At 67.3% G+C, this 14,646-nt stretch carries 11 protein-coding genes; 10 read left to right on the forward strand and 1 reads right to left on the reverse strand.

What is annotated here, in order from left to right; genetic code table 11:
• Positions 1-52 precede the first annotated feature (52 nt).
• The 7 genes from THIARS_RS04840 (at position 53) to THIARS_RS04870 (ending at position 8,579) form a co-directional block, all read left to right on the forward strand.
• Positions 53-616, forward strand: coding sequence for a MarR family winged helix-turn-helix transcriptional regulator (locus THIARS_RS04840; protein ID WP_094159709.1), 564 nt, complete (start codon positions 53-55; stop codon positions 614-616).
• Between the two features lie 16 nt (positions 617-632).
• Positions 633-2,171, forward strand: coding sequence for an efflux transporter outer membrane subunit (locus THIARS_RS04845; protein ID WP_094159710.1), 1,539 nt, complete (start codon positions 633-635; stop codon positions 2,169-2,171).
• A gap of 35 nt (positions 2,172-2,206) precedes the next feature.
• The gene (locus THIARS_RS04850) at positions 2,207-3,490 is read left to right on the forward strand and encodes an HlyD/EmrA/EmrK family protein (protein ID WP_094159711.1); all 1,284 of its coding nucleotides are present in this window, start codon (positions 2,207-2,209) and stop codon (positions 3,488-3,490) included.
• A gap of 13 nt (positions 3,491-3,503) precedes the next feature.
• Positions 3,504-5,114, forward strand: a complete 1,611-nt coding sequence (locus THIARS_RS04855; protein WP_094159712.1) for a DHA2 family efflux MFS transporter permease subunit — start codon at positions 3,504-3,506, stop codon at positions 5,112-5,114.
• Positions 5,115-5,150: 36 nt separating this feature from the next.
• Positions 5,151-5,795: a histidine phosphatase family protein gene (locus tag THIARS_RS04860; RefSeq protein WP_094159713.1), complete on the forward strand. Its 645-nt coding sequence runs from the start codon at positions 5,151-5,153 to the stop codon at positions 5,793-5,795.
• 136 nt (positions 5,796-5,931) lie between these two features.
• Positions 5,932-6,648, forward strand: coding sequence for an HPP family protein (locus THIARS_RS04865; RefSeq protein WP_222423028.1), 717 nt, complete (start codon positions 5,932-5,934; stop codon positions 6,646-6,648).
• 119 nt (positions 6,649-6,767) lie between these two features.
• Positions 6,768-8,579: a chloride channel protein gene (locus THIARS_RS04870; RefSeq protein ID WP_094159714.1), complete on the forward strand. Its 1,812-nt coding sequence runs from the start codon at positions 6,768-6,770 to the stop codon at positions 8,577-8,579.
• A gap of 15 nt (positions 8,580-8,594) precedes the next feature.
• On the opposite strand, the gene THIARS_RS04875 is transcribed toward THIARS_RS04870, so the two are convergent.
• Positions 8,595-9,734: a TDT family transporter gene (locus tag THIARS_RS04875; protein ID WP_094159715.1), complete on the reverse strand. Its 1,140-nt coding sequence runs from the start codon at positions 9,732-9,734 to the stop codon at positions 8,595-8,597.
• Positions 9,735-9,902: 168 nt separating this feature from the next.
• Between THIARS_RS04875 and THIARS_RS04880 the strand changes: the two genes are divergently transcribed.
• From THIARS_RS04880 to THIARS_RS04890, 3 genes are all read left to right on the forward strand, one after another.
• A complete protein-coding gene (locus THIARS_RS04880; RefSeq protein WP_222423029.1) occupies positions 9,903-10,874 on the forward strand; it encodes a LysR family transcriptional regulator in 972 nt (323 codons plus the stop codon).
• A 190-nt stretch (positions 10,875-11,064) separates the two neighbouring features.
• A complete protein-coding gene (locus THIARS_RS04885; protein ID WP_094159717.1) occupies positions 11,065-12,699 on the forward strand; it encodes an OFA family MFS transporter in 1,635 nt (544 codons plus the stop codon).
• A 100-nt stretch (positions 12,700-12,799) separates the two neighbouring features.
• Positions 12,800-14,614 carry an NADH-ubiquinone oxidoreductase-F iron-sulfur binding region domain-containing protein gene (locus THIARS_RS04890; protein WP_245845537.1) on the forward strand — a complete coding sequence of 605 codons (1,815 nt, stop codon included), beginning with the start codon at positions 12,800-12,802 and terminating at the stop codon, positions 14,612-14,614.
• The last annotated feature ends 32 nt before the right edge of the window (positions 14,615-14,646 follow it).

Raw genomic sequence — 14,646 nt, forward strand, 5'->3', positions numbered from 1 at the left:
GCCCATACACCAAGTGCCTATGCATTGATTGTCTAGGCAATAAGATGGCGGCATGAACAGTCCGACATCACCCCAGGCGCCCGCATCCGCCCCCGAGGCGCAGACCCGCTTTTATGACGGATCGAGTTACAGCAAGGAGAACTCGGTCGGATTCGCGATGAAGCGCTGCCTGTCTCTGCTGGTGCGCAATCTGGAGGCCCGCATGCAGGCGCTGGATTTGACGGGCATGCAGTGGCAGCCGCTGCTCCAGGTGCTGTATGGCTGCGACACCGTGGCCGCATGCGCCCGGGAGTCGCACACCGATGCCGGCGCCATGACCCGCATGCTGGACCGTCTCGAAGCCAAAGGACTCCTGGCGCGCGAACGCAGCACGGTGGACCGCCGCGTCGTCAACCTCGCGCTGACCCCCAGGGGCCACGAGGTGGCCAAGCAGATTCCCGATGTGCTGGCGGACATTCTCAACCAGCATCTCCAGGGTTTTACGCCGCAGGAATTTCGCACCCTGCTCGGCCTGCTGCAGCGTTTTGCCGACAACGGCGAGGCATTGGCCGCGGCCAACAGCGCGCATCCGGGCGCGGAGCCACCCGCGCCGGTCAGCGGGGACGCAGAGTCCTGAAACATCGCCATCCACCATGACCACAACCCTGACCAAGAACTTGACTGCCGCTGCCTGCGTGCGGCCCGCGCGTCGTCTCCAGGGGCGCCGCTACGCGCTGTTGCTGGCGAGCCTGCTGCTCGCCGGGTGCGCCAGCCAGGGGGCCGTGCAGCCCACGGCGCAAGCTGTGCAGCCGGCCCGGCTGGGCCTGGCCGGCGGGCCGGCCGAGTTCCCGCGCGACAACTGGTGGACCCAGTTCGACGACCCGCAACTGAACCGTCTCATCGCCCAGGCGCTGGCTGACAATCCGTCGCTGCAGGAAGCCCAGGCGAGGCTGCGGCAGGCGCAGGCGGCAGTGGGCGTGGCGCAAAGCAGCCTCGAGCCCAAGCTGGGCGCGGCGGTGAACTCCACGCGCCAGCGCTTCAGCGAAAACGACATCTATCCCCCGCCGCTGGGTGGTGGCATCTACACCGAGAACCAGGCCCTGCTGCAGGGCAGCTACGAGCTGGATTTCTTCGGCCTTCACCGTGCCCAGCTGCAGGCCTCCATCGGCCAGGCGCGGGCTTCGCAGGCCCAGGCCCAGGCCGCGCGGGTGCTGCTCGCGGCCAACGTCGCCAGCGGCTACTTCAACCTCGCCAAGCTGGATGCCCAGCGCGCCGTGCTGGAGCGCACGCTGGCGCAGCGCCGGCATATCGAGAAACTGGTGGGGGACCGCGTGCGCGCCGGGCTGGAAACCAGTCTGCAGCAACGCCAGGCCCAAGCCGAAATTCCCCAGATCCAGCTGCAGATCGAACAGAACGCGCAGGCCCAGGCCGAAGCTCGCCACGCGCTGGCGGCGCTGCTGGGCCAGGGGCCGCAGGTGACGGCTTCGCTGTCCCCGAGCTTGCGCGCGCTACCGATGCCCGCATTGCCCACGGACATTCCGGCCGCGCTCATCGGCCGCCGCGCCGACGTGGTGGCCGCGCGCTGGCAGGCGCAATCGGCCCTGGCCGGCGTGAAGGCGGCGCGCGCCGCGTTTTACCCCAATATCAGCCTGACGGCCTTCGCCGGTTATACCGCGCTCGGCTTCAGCCAGTTCCTGGCCGCCGGAAGCCGCGCTTACGGTGTCGGGCCGGCGCTGACCCTGCCGATTTTCGAGGGCGGCAAGCTGCGCGCCAACCTGCGCGGGCAGGTGGCTGGGGCGGACGCAGCGATCGACCTCTACAACGCCACCCTGGTGAATGCGGTGCGCGAAGTGGCCGACGCGCTGAGCAGCAGACGCTCGCTGCAGAAGCAACTGGCGCAGCAGCACGAGGCCTTGACCCTGGCCGAGGACGCCTACGCATTGGCGCAACAGCGCTATCGCGCAGGATTGAGCAACGATCTCAGCGTGCTGAGCACCGAGAACGCCGTGCTGCAACTCAGGCAGGCCGGCGTGAACCTCAAGGCCCAGGCGCTGCTTGACGATGTGGCCCTGATCCGCGCCCTGGGCGGCGGCTACGCGGCGCCCCAGCTTCCCGCACTTCCGGGTGACGGCGCGGCGGCGACGGCGGCCACGGCGAGCGGTGGCGCGACACGGCCTTCATCCATGCGCTGACATCGCACCCAAGACAACATCATTCCGGAACATCCATGAGCGCCAATCCGCAAAACCAAGCCCAGAACCCAACGCCGATGCCCGGCAACGGCAACGGGAAAGCCGCCAAACGCCGCCGCGCCATGCTCAGCGCGATCACCGTGTTCGTCATCGCCGGTGTCGCCTACGGCGGCTACCACTACTGGCTGTCGCTGCACGAAGTGAGTTCCGACGATGCCTACGTTGGCGGCAATCTGGTCCAGATCACGCCGCAGGTCGGCGGTACCGTGACCGCCATCGATGCCGACGACACGCAAATGGTGCAGGCCGGGCAGGCCCTGGTTCAACTCGACGGCGCCGACACCCGCGTGGCGCTGCAGCAGGCCGAGGCTCAGCTCGCCCAGGCCGTGCGCGCCGTGCGCGTGACCTATGCGCAGACCTCGGCCCTGCAAGCGCAGGTCGCGGTCAGGCGCACCGACGTGGCCACCGCCCAGGCCAGCTTGGCCAAAGCCGAGGACGCCTTGCGCCGCCGCCAGGAGTTGGCCGGCACCGGCGCCGTGGGGGCGGAGGAACTGCGCCAGGCGCAGATCGCCGTCCAGGCCGCCAAGAGCGCCTTGCTGACCGCGCAAGCCGGAGTGCGCGCGGCGCAGGCCGAGGTGGCCGCCAGCGAAGCGCAGACGGCAGGCATCGTGCTGGCGGGCAACCCCGCTGTGCGCTTGGCCGCGGCCCATGTGCGCGAGGCCTACCTGGCCTATGAGCGCACGACCATTCCGGCGCCCGTGACCGGGGTGGTGGCGCGGCGCACGGTGCAGCTCGGCCAGCGCGTGGCCCCCGGCATGCCGCTGATGAGCGTGGTGCCGCTGAACGATGTCTGGGTCGACGCCAACTTCAAGGAAACCCAGTTGCGCGAACTGCGCATCGGTCAGCCCGCCAGCGTGGTGGCCGACATCTACGGCAGCAAGGTGACGTACGCCGGCAAGGTGGTCGGTATCTCGGCCGGCAGTGGCGCGGCATTCGCCCTGCTGCCGGCGCAGAACGCGACCGGCAACTGGATCAAGGTGGTGCAGCGCGTGCCGGTGCGCATCGCCCTCGATGCGGCGCAGGTCGCCAAGTACCCGCTGCGCGTGGGGCTGTCCACCGAGGTGACAGTCAACATCACCGATCACAAGGGCCCGCTGGTGGTGGACGAGCCGCCGCGCCAGCCTGCCGCGAAGACCGATGTGTACGCCGCCAACTGGGCCAAGGCCGATGCGTTGGTGGATCACATCATCGCGGCCAATACCGGCGGCATGCCGCGCGGCCAGATCGGTTTACCCGGCTCGTCTGCGCGGCACGACTGAGGCCCGCCGCACCATGGCTGACATCACCACCCTCGAGGAGGCTGCGGCAGGCGCGACGCCCGAACCCGCTGCCGTCCCGAAGCAGGCCGCGCATCTCACGCCGCTGACCGGCGGCGCCCTGGTGCTGGGCACGATCGCGCTCAGCCTGGCCACGTTCATGAACGTGCTCGACACGTCGATCGCCAACGTGTCGATTCCGGCCATCGCCGGCGACCTTGGGGTGAGTTCCTCGCAGGGCACCTGGGTCATCACCTCCTTCGGCGTGGCCAACGCGATTGCCGTGCCGCTCACTGGTTTTCTCACCCAGCGTTTCGGCGCGGTGAAGGTATTCCTCAGCAGCATCCTGCTGTTCACCCTGTTTTCCTTCCTCTGCGGCCAGGCGCCCAGCCTGGAGGTGCTCATCCTGTTCCGCGTGCTGCAGGGCGCGTCCGCCGGGCCGATGATTCCCTTGTCGCAAACCCTGCTGCTCTCCAGCTATCCGCCGCAGCGCTCGGGTATGGCCATCGCGATGTGGTCGATGACGACGCTGGTGGCGCCGATCACGGGGCCTTTGCTCGGCGGCTGGATCACCGACAACATCTCCTGGCCGTGGATCTTCTACATCAACGTCCCGGTGGGCGTGATCTGCGCCGCAGTCACCCTGGCGCTCTACAAGGAGCGCGAAACGCCGCGGCGCAAGCTGCCGATCGACTGGACGGGGCTGGGGCTGCTGGTGATCTGGGTGGGCGCGCTGCAGATCATGCTCGACAAGGGCCAGGAACTGGACTGGTTCGGCTCCAACGTCATCGTCGCGCTGGCGGTCGCCGCCTTCGTCGGCTTCGTGCTGTTCCTGATCTGGGAGATCTACGACGAGCATCCGGTGGTCGATCTCACCCTGTTCAAGCTGCCCAACTTCACGCTGGGCACCATCATGCTCGCGCTGGCCTATGGCATGTTCTTCGGCAGCCTGGTGCTGCTGCCGCTGTGGCTGCAGGAATTCGTCGGCTACACGGCCACCGATGCCGGCGAGGTGCTGGCCTGGGTCGGGCTGTTCGCGCTCATTCTTTCGCCCATCATTGGCCGCTACATGAACAGCGTCGACACGCGCTGGATCACGACCTCGTCGTTCCTGATTTTCGCCCTGGTGTTCTGGATGCGCTCGCGTTTCACCACGGGCGACAGCTATTGGGAATATTCCATCCCCACCGTGATCCAGGGCATCTCGACGGCGGCCTTTTTCATCCCCTTGCTCGGCATCATCCTGGGCGGATTGCCGCCGCAACGCATCGCCGCGGCCTCCGGGCTGTCGAATTTCGCGCGCATCACCGCGGGCTCGTTCGGCACCTCGATCTACACCACGATCTGGGCCAACCGCGCCAGCCTGCACCACGAGCAGCTCGCCTCCCATATCTACGCCGGCAATCCGGTGTCCAGCCCCGTGATCCAGGGGCTGCAGGCGAGCGGGTTCAGCCACGAGCAGGCCCTGGGTGTGATCAACCGCCTGATCGACCAGCAGGCCTACACCATCGCGGTGGACGAAATGTTCCGATTGAGCGCCTGGCTCTTCATTGCCCTGATCGCGCTCGTGTGGCTGGTCAAACCGGCCCGCCATGCGGGGCCGGTGGATGCCGGAGGGGCGCACTGAGCCGGTTTGCGACAGCCGCGTCGCTACCATGCGGCCATGCTCGAAGACCAAGCCACCTTGTTGTTGTTGATTCGCCATGGCGAGACGGAATGGAACCGTAGCGCGCGCATTCAGGGCCACACCGATATCGCGCTGAACGCGCGCGGTCAGGCCCAGGCCGAGGCGGTTGCCGAGGCCCTTGGCGACACAGAAATCCATGCCGTCTACGCCAGTGATCTGCTGCGCGCGCGCGGCACGGCCATGCCCATCGCCGACCGCCGCGGGCTTGCGCTACGGACCGATGCCGGCTTGCGCGAGCGTGCCTTCGGCAGCTTCGAAGGCCGAACCTTCGCGCAATTGCAGGAGATCTATCCGCAGGAATGCGAGCGCTGGCGCCGGCGCGACCCGGGCTTCGCCGCACCGGGAGGCGAAAGCCTCGAGACGTTCTACCGCCGGGTCACTTCGACGGTTCTGCGCATCGCCGCCGCCCATCCGGGACAGACACTGGTCATCGTCACCCATGGCGGCGCGCTCGACTGCCTGCACCGTTGCGCCACGGGGCAAAGCCTGGACGCGCCGCGGACCTGGGAGTTGCGCAACGCTGCGATCAACCGCGTGCTGGTGGCCGAGGACCGCATGAGCCTGGTCGGCTGGAACGACGGCGGGCACCTGGACAGCGGGCTCGACGAAACCGGAGCTTGAGCCGGCCTCGCGGCCTGCGGCCGCCATCCAAACATCTCGATACATCGATATGGCGGGGCGGCACATAGACTTTGCACTGTGATGGTGCGTCCATCGCCATTGCGCCAGCCTCGACCAGCCTCCCCCATTGCAACCCATGCTTCAGACCGTCGCCACCCGTCCGCTCGCGCGCCATGCGCCCAATTACAGCCCGGCCGAGATCGGGCTTTCAGGTCTGGGAGGGTTGCTGGGAATGGCGTTGACGCTTTGGCTCAGTACCTGGCTGCTGGGGGCCGACGTCGCCGTCACGGTATTGGCCTCGATGGGCGCAAGCGCCGTGCTGCTGTTCGCGGTTCCCCACAGCGCGTTTTCCAGCCCCTGGGCGGTGCTGGGCGGGCACGGCGTTTCGGCGTGCATCGGCGTGGCTTGCGCCGAACTGGTGCGGGACCCTTTGCTGGCGGCATCGCTGGCCGTCGGGCTGTCCATCATGGCCATGTATGCGCTCAACTGCATACACCCGCCGGGCGGGGCCACGGCATTTTTCGCCGTCATGGGTGGGCCGGCCTTGCATGCGCTGGGTTTTTCCTACGTGCTGGCGCCAACCTTGCTGAACGCCGTTTTGTTGCTGGGCGTGGCGCTCTTGTTCAACGGCGTCTTGCGCGCAGGGCAGGCCGCGCACGTGGCGGAGGTCGAGGCGCAGGCTGCGCTGCCGCCCGAGGTTCTGATGATCAAGCACGACGACCTGATGTACGCCCTCGGCGAGATCCGGTCTTTCATTGACGTGAGCGAAGACGACTTGATGCATATCTACAAGCTGGCGCTTCAGCACGCGATTCATCCTCAACCCGCGCTCGACTCCCCTGCGCGGGCCTGATGCGTCGGCGCGCGCGATCGTGGGCCGCTTCTCAATCACGCAGCGTTGACGCTCCCCCTGCGGGCGGCAGCGGCCTCGCGGACACGCTTTTGTATGTTTTTTCAACCAACAGATTGACGATGCCACGCGCGGCTTCCTGTGAAATCCCCGTCGTCGCTCGCCCCGATCCGCAGACCGAAGTCGCGCGCATCGGCGTGGAGTCCGGTGGCTTGGGGCGGCGCACGCTGTTCATCAGTCTGCTGGCCATCGCCATCGGCGTGGCGGCCGCCTGCATTGCCCAGGCCTTGCTGGCTCTGATCGGGCTCATCACCCATCTCAGTTTCCAGGGCACGATGGGCTGGACGCTGGCCGACCCCGCTCATAATCACCTGGGTCCCTGGGTGATCGCGGTGCCGGTGGCGGGGGCGCTCGTCGTCGGTCTCATGGCCCGCTACGGCTCGCCGGCGATCCGGGGCCACGGCATTCCCGAGGCGATGGAGCAGATTCTCACCAACCGCAGTCGCATCTCCGCGCGCGTGCTGTTTCTCAAGCCTTTGTCGGCGGCGATTTCGATCGGCACCGGCGGGCCCTTCGGCGCCGAAGGCCCCATCATCGCCACCGGCGGTGCGCTGGGCTCGGTGGTCGGACAGTGGGTGCACATCACCCCGGACGAACGCAAGAGGCTGCTTGCCGCAGGGGCCGCAGCGGGCATGACGGCAACCTTCGGCACCCCGCTGGCCGCCGTGCTTCTGGCCATCGAGTTGCTGCTGTTCGAATTCCGCCCCGCTTCGCTGATTCCCGTGCTTGCGGCCTGTGTCACCGCGGCGGGCGTGCGCACTCTGTTCGTCGGCTTCGCGCCGTTTTTTCCCATGGGGGCGCTGGCCTGGCCGCATGCGCCGGCGCTGCTGGCCTGCGCCATGCTGGGTGCCGTGGTGGGGCTGGCGGCGGTGCTGGTGACCCGGATGGTGTATGCCGTGGAAGATGCCTTCGCCCGCTTGCCGGTGCATTGGATGTGGTGGCCGGCGATCGGTGCCGTGGCGGTGGGCGTGATTGGCTGGTGGCAGCCCCGCACCCTGGGCGTGGGCTACGGCAACATCACCGACGCCCTCTCGGGAGGATTCATCGGTCCGGCCCTGTGGATGCTGGGCATCGCCAAGCTGCTGTCATGGTCGGTCGCGCTCGGGAGCGGCACATCGGGCGGCACGCTGGCGCCGCTGATGACCGTGGGCGCTTGCCTCGGCGCGGTGCTCGGCCATGCCGCCGCTGCGCTGTTTCCGCAACTCGGCCTGGACCCGCGCCTGGCGGCCTTGGTCGGCATGGCCGCCATCTTTGCCGGTTCGTCGCGCGCACTGTTCATGTCGGTGGCGTTCGCCCTGGAGACGACCCGGCAGATGCCTGGCTTGCTGCCGTTGCTGATCGGCTGCGCCATGGCCTATCTCGTCTCAAGCCTGTTGATGCGCCAGACCATCATGACCGAAAAGATCGCGCGTCGCGGTGTGCGGGTCCCGGATGCCTACCATGCCGACTATTTCGCCCAGGCTCGCGTGGCCGACTATGCCTGTCTCAAGCCCGTCGCACTGACGGCTGCGCAAACCCTCGGGCAGGTCAGGGCCTGGTTGGACACGGAACATCCGGACAGCCGGCATCAGGGCTACCCAGTGGTCGATGCCCATGGCAGCGTGCAAGGCGTCCTGACCCGCAAGGACCTGTTTGCCCACGATGCCGACCCCGCTGGCGAGATCGGGCACCTCGTCCGGCGCCCGGCTGTCACCATCCATGCCGACGCCACGCTGGCCGAGGCCATGCAGAAAATGGCGGTCTGGGCGATAGGCCGTCTGCCGGTGCTGGACGACGCCCAGGGCGGGGCCGAACTCGTCGGCATGCTCACGCGCAGCGATTTGCTGAAGGCTTACCGTGAGCATCTGCTCGACAAGCTTGAACATGGGCGCTGAGCGGCGCCCGCCGGCTCATGCTTGCATGCGCCCTGCCGGCGCGGCTTGCGCCAGGCATGGCGCCTGCACCAGATGTCCGTGCCAAAGGCCATGCAGACTGCGCACGATGACCACCAGCCAGATGCCGGCAACAGCAGAGGTCAGCAATGTGGCGAGTCTTGTGAAGGCGGTCACGCCCGTATCCGTGCCCAGGGCATAAGTGGCGGCAACGAAGACCCCCACCGGGAAGGTGAAACCCCACCATCCGAGGTTGAACGGCAGTCCGCGGCGCCATTGCACCACGGTGAGGACCGCCGCAGTCACCAGCCACCACAATCCCAGGCCCCATAGCACCAAGGCCCCGGCGACGCCCAGCGGTTGCGCGACTGCACCCAGGGGCGCCAGTACGCTGTGCGCGAGTGCTCTGGGAGCGGCCGCTCCCAGAGTCTGCAAGGCCAGTGCGCCGGTGCCCAGTGGGCCCAGCGTCAGCCAGGTGGAGACGGCCATCTCCCTCGGCGGCAGCTTATGCACGGCCAGACGCAAGTACAGTAGTGTCAGCAGGCCGAGAGCCAGTGGCACCGACATGCCCCACAGGGCATAGCCTGTCACCACGAGCGTGCGGGCCTGGTCCGGGGGAAGATGAGGCGCCAGCAGGCCCGCGCTGGAGGCGGCTACCTCGGCCGGTACGATGGGCAGCAGCCACACGCCGGTCATACGCTCGAGGCTGTGCTCCTGGGTGACGAACATCACGCTGGGCACCAGCCAGCCGATCGCCAGACTCAACAACACGTCCAGCCACCATAGTTGCACGGCGGCCCCAATGGCCCAGGGCCATTGCGGAAACAGCGTTGCCAAGCCATTGGCCAGGGGGATCAGCGCCATAGGCAAGGCGCCCAGGAACATGGACTGCACCGGGTGGCGCAGCAACGGCAGCGCGTATTGCCGGAACAGGAGCCAACGGGTGATGAACAGCCCGGTGAACAGCAGGAAGAATGCGGCATCCGTCCAGTACAGGCCATACACCAAGGCCATGCGACCGGGGAAGTCGAGCGGAAATTGCGCCAGAAGGACGAACACGATGCCGGTACCCATATTCAACGTGAACCAGTTGGGCGTGAACTGGCGGATGAGCTCGCGGGGATGCGCCAGGGCGCGCAGAGGGAGGACTTTGTGCATGGCTAGCGAATGCGGTGAAGGGAAGATGTTGGCTATGCTAAGCACAAATAACAATAAAAAATAATTCAATTTTTCCTTTTTATCGATAAAAGAAATTGGTTTGGCGCTTCCCAATCCCGTGTGGCCTCGAGGCGGCCTGCCGATTTCGATCGATCAGGAGACAATTCCATGCTTGAGGGCCCGATAACCAGGCTTGGCCAGTACCGCAGGCCGAGGGCGCTCGCCGCGCACACTGAACAACGTCCGCCCGCCATGCTGTCGCGCAAGTACCGCTATCTCATCGCCCTCGCGCAGGAGCGCCACTTCGGACGCGCCGCCGCCAGCTGCCATGTCTCGCCGTCGACCCTGTCCGCAGCCATCCGCGATTTGGAGGACGAGTTGGGCGTGGCCATCGTCGAGCGGAGCCAGACTTTCGCCGGCTTCACGGCCGAGGGCCAGTCCGTGCTGGACTACGCCCGTCGCATGGCCTCGGTCGAGGCCGATTTCCGGCTGCACCTGAGCAGGCAGGCCGGGGATCTGACCGGGAGGTTGCGTCTTGGCGTGATCCCCACCGCGCTGACGGTGGTGGCGACGTTGTCGGCCGCGTTGGCCAGGAGCCATCCGCACATCGCCATCGAAATTCTCTCGCTGAACACCGACGCCATCCTGCGCCGGGTGCATGCGTTCGAACTCGATGGCGGCATTGTCTACACCGAGTCGTGCGGAGGCGATGACCTGGACTTCGAGCCGATCTGGCAGGAGCAGCATGTGCTCATCGCCGGCTCGAAAACCGGAGTTGGCGCGATGGATGCCATCACGTGGGCGCAGGCGGCGCAACTGCCGCTATGCCTGCTCACGCCCGACATGCAGAACCGCAAGACCATCGACCGCGTATTCGATGGCCTCGGCCTGCATCCGTGCCCGAGCATAGAAACCAATTCCATCATCAGCATGCTGGTTCACGTGGCGGTCGGGTCTTGGTGCTGCATCCTGCCTCGTAGCGTGTTCGATGTTGTGGGCGCGCCACAGAATGTGCATATTCTGAAACTGGTCGAACCGGCAGTGGCCTGGCAGACCGGCCTGGTCACCCTGACGCGAAACCCGCGACCGGTCGGTGTCGAGGCCTTGATTCTCGCGGCACGACAACTCTCTGCGGATTGAACGGCTTCTCGCCCGTGGGTTTCCTGCGGAAAAAGCGAAGACCTGTTCACGAATTGTCGATTGTCAATCGATTGCGGCAGCGCAAGGATGCCAGTAGTTTTCATTTGCTTCAGCTATAAAGTGCGAAGCCGCAGCCAATGTCGTTGCGGCCCTGTTGTTCAAGCTCAACTCAGACCCTAGGGGAGAAACGATGTCTGAAGTCTTGACTACTCCATTGCCGGCCGCAGGCCTGCTGGACCGCGAGCGCACCGTTGCCGGACCGCGCTTCAACCGTTGGCTGGTGCCGCCCGCGGCCCTGGCCATTCATCTGTGCATCGGCATGGCCTACGGCTTTTCCGTGTTCTGGCTGCCCATGAGCAAACTGCTGGGCAATACCGACGCGGCCCTGTGCACCGGCATGAGCTTCTGGGGCCAGCTCACCACCACCAGCTGCAACTGGTCGGTGCCCTCGGTGACCCATATTTTCGAAATTTTCATCGCCTTTCTCGGGATTTCCGCGGCGATCTGGGGCGGCTGGCTCGAGCATGCCGGCCCGCGCAAGGCCGGCTTCATCGCCGCGCTGTGCTGGGGCGGCGGCCTCATCCTGGGCGGCCTGGGCGTGTCGATGCACCAGCTCTGGCTGGTGATTCTGGGCTGCGGCGTGCTGGGAGGGGTAGGCCTGGGGCTGGGCTATATCTCGCCCGTGTCCACCCTCATCAAGTGGTTCCCCGACCGGCGCGGCATGGCCACTGGCTTCGCCATCATGGGCTTCGGCGGCGGCGCCATGATCGGCGCGCCGTTGGCCGTGGCGCTGATGAAGCACTTCAGCGCCACCAGCCCCCAGGGCGTGGCCTCCACCCTCATGCTCATGGGCGCGCTCTACCTCGTCATCATGTCGGCCGGCGCCTTCGGCTTTCGCGTGCCTCCGCGTGACTGGAAGCCCAGTGGCTGGACCCCCAAGGAGGGCGGCAAGGCCATGATCACCGATCACGAGGTGCACCTGAACAAGGCCTGGAAAACACCGCAGTTCTGGCTGGTGTGGGGCGTGCTGTGCCTGAACGTGACCGCCGGCATCGGCGTGCTGTCGATGGCCAGCCCCATGCTGCAGGACGTATTCGGCGCGCGCCTCATCGGCGTGGACGCGACGGCAACGCTCAGCACCGCGCAAAAGGCCGCCATCGTGGCTGCCGCCGGTGGACTGGTCGGGCTCATCAGCCTGTTCAACGCCGTCGGCCGACTGTTCTGGGCCGCGCTGTCGGACCACATCGGGCGCAAGGCCACCTACTACATCTTCTTCCTTCTGGGCATCGCGCTGTACGCCAGCCTACCCACGCTGGGCCACATCGGCGCGGCCGGCCTGTTCGTGGTCGTGGTGTGCGTCATCATGACCATGTATGGCGGCGGCTTCTCCACCGTGCCGGCCTATCTGGCCGATCTGTTCGGCACGCAGATGGTGGGCGCCATCCACGGCCGCCTGCTTACCGCCTGGTCGGTGGCCGGTGTAGCCGGGCCCTTCCTCATCGCCGCCATCCGCCAGACCCAGATCAACGCCGGGGTGGCGCACAACCTGGTGTACGACCGCACCCTGTACATCCTGGCCGGGCTGCTGTTCGTGGGGTTCATCCTCAACCTGCTGGTGCGCCCGGTCGATCCGAAGTACCGCATGACGGCCGAGGAACTGGCCCAGGAGCGCGCCCTCAAGCACGAGGATCGCGTCGCCGGTGACGCGCTGCATGCCGCGCGCGGCGCCTTCGGCATCGTCGGCGTGCTGGCCTGGGCGGCCGTGGGCATCCCTTTCCTCATCGGTGTCTTTATCGCCCTGCAGAAAGCCGCGGTCTTGTTCTGATCTAAGGTTGGGTAGGCGGTTGCAGGGGCCGCCGCCCGGATCGTGTCGACAAGGCCGGCTTGATGCCGGCCTTGTCGTTTCAACAACGCCATTCACTGCCATGTCCATGCCCGCACCCACGCACGTACCGACAGCCGTCGAGTCGCAGCAAAGCGCCGCACGTGCGCAACCCTTGCGTTTTCTGCGCAGCACGCCTCGCGGCGGGCTGGTCAGCCCCGAGGCGCGCGAAGCCCTGCGGGAGGCCTGCGGCGACCTCGCGGCGCGGCCGGACTTGCTGATGGAGCATCTGCATCGTCTCAACGACCGCGAAGGCGGCCTGCGGCCTTCGCGCCTGGCCGCGCTGGCCGAATGGCTGCGGGTGTCCACCAGCGAGGTGTACGAGGTGGCCAGCTTCTACCACCACTTTCGCCTGCTGGGCGAGGACGAGGCGGCGCCCGCCGCCACCGTGCGCGTGTGCGCCAATCTGAGTTGCGCGCTCGCCGGGGCCGATGCCTTGCGCGCGGAACTGCGGGCGCGATGCGGCGCCGACGTCGACGTGCAGGAGGCATCCTGCATGGGTTTGTGCACCCAGGCCCCCGGGGTACTGGTGGGCCGGCACGCGCTGGGCCACGCCACGCCCGAAGCCGTCATGATGGCACTGTCGCAGGCGCGCGCCGCACCCCAGCCGCCGGCGCAGGCGGAGGACTACGCCGCGTATCGCGCAAGCGGGGGATATTGGCTGTTGAGCGAAGCCCGTACCGGGCGTATCACGCCGGAGGCGGTGATGGCCCAGTTGGAAGCCGCCGAACTGCGCGGACTGGGTGGCGCCGGTTTTCCCTCCGTGCGCAAGTGGCGCACGGTGGCGCAGCAGGCTGGCCCGCGCCTGGTCGTGATCAACGTCGACGAAGGCGAGGTTGGCACCTGCAAGGACGGCCACATCTTGCGCACCGAGCCGCACCGCGCGCTCGAGGGCATGCTGCTGGCGGCCTGGGCGGTGGCCGCAGGGCGCATCTGGATCTACCTGCGCGACGAATATGCCGCCGAGCAGGCGCTTCTCCACCGCGAACTGCTGGCGCTGCATGAAGCCGGCTTGATCCGCTACGGTGGCGTGGACATCGGCGGCGCGCATGACGACGAACCCGGCGACGATGCCCAGGTGCGCGCACGCCTGCCGCGCGTGGCGCTGCGTCGCGGCGCCGGGGCCTATATCTGCGGCGAGGAGTCCGCGTTGATCGAGTCGCTCGAAGGCAAGCGCGGCATGCCGCGGCTCAAACCGCCCATCGTGGCCATCAGCGGTCTGTTCGACCGGCCCACGCTGGAGCACAACATCGAAACCGTCTGGTGGGTGCGCGACATCGTGCAGCGCGGCGGCGAGACCTGGGCCGCGCAGGGCCGGCGGGGCCGCAAGGGGGTGCGCCGCTTCACCGTCTCGGGTCGGGTTGCGCGCCCCGGGGTCTACCTGGCGCCGGCGGGTATCACCGCGCGCGAGCTGATCGACGAATACGCCGGCGGCATGGCGCCGGGCTGGCAGCTCTATGGCGTGCTGCCGGGCGGCGCGTCGGGCGGCATCCTGAACGCCGCACAGGCCGACCTGCCGCTGGATTTCGGCACCCTCGATGCGCAGGGCTGTTTCATCGGCTCGATGGCCGTCATCGTCCTCGGTCGCAGCGCAGGGCACACCGACACCGCGCGTGAGGCCGCCGCCAACCTGATGCACTTTTTCGCGCACGAGAGCTGCGGCCAGTGCACACCCTGCCGCGAAGGCACGCACCACATGCTGGCGGCCATGTCGCCACAGGACTGGGACGCCGCGCACATCCACGCCCTGAGCCAGCTCATGCGCGACGCTTCCATTTGCGGCCTGGGCCAGGCCGCGCCCAATCCCACCGACAGCGTGCTCAGGCATTTCGCGCAAGAAATCGGCCTCGAGGGCTGAGCGGCAGACGGCATCGAGACAAGGAGACGCGA

This window comes from Thiomonas delicata (assembly GCF_900088825.1).
Taxonomy (GTDB): domain Bacteria; phylum Pseudomonadota; class Gammaproteobacteria; order Burkholderiales; family Burkholderiaceae_C; genus Thiomonas_A; species Thiomonas_A delicata.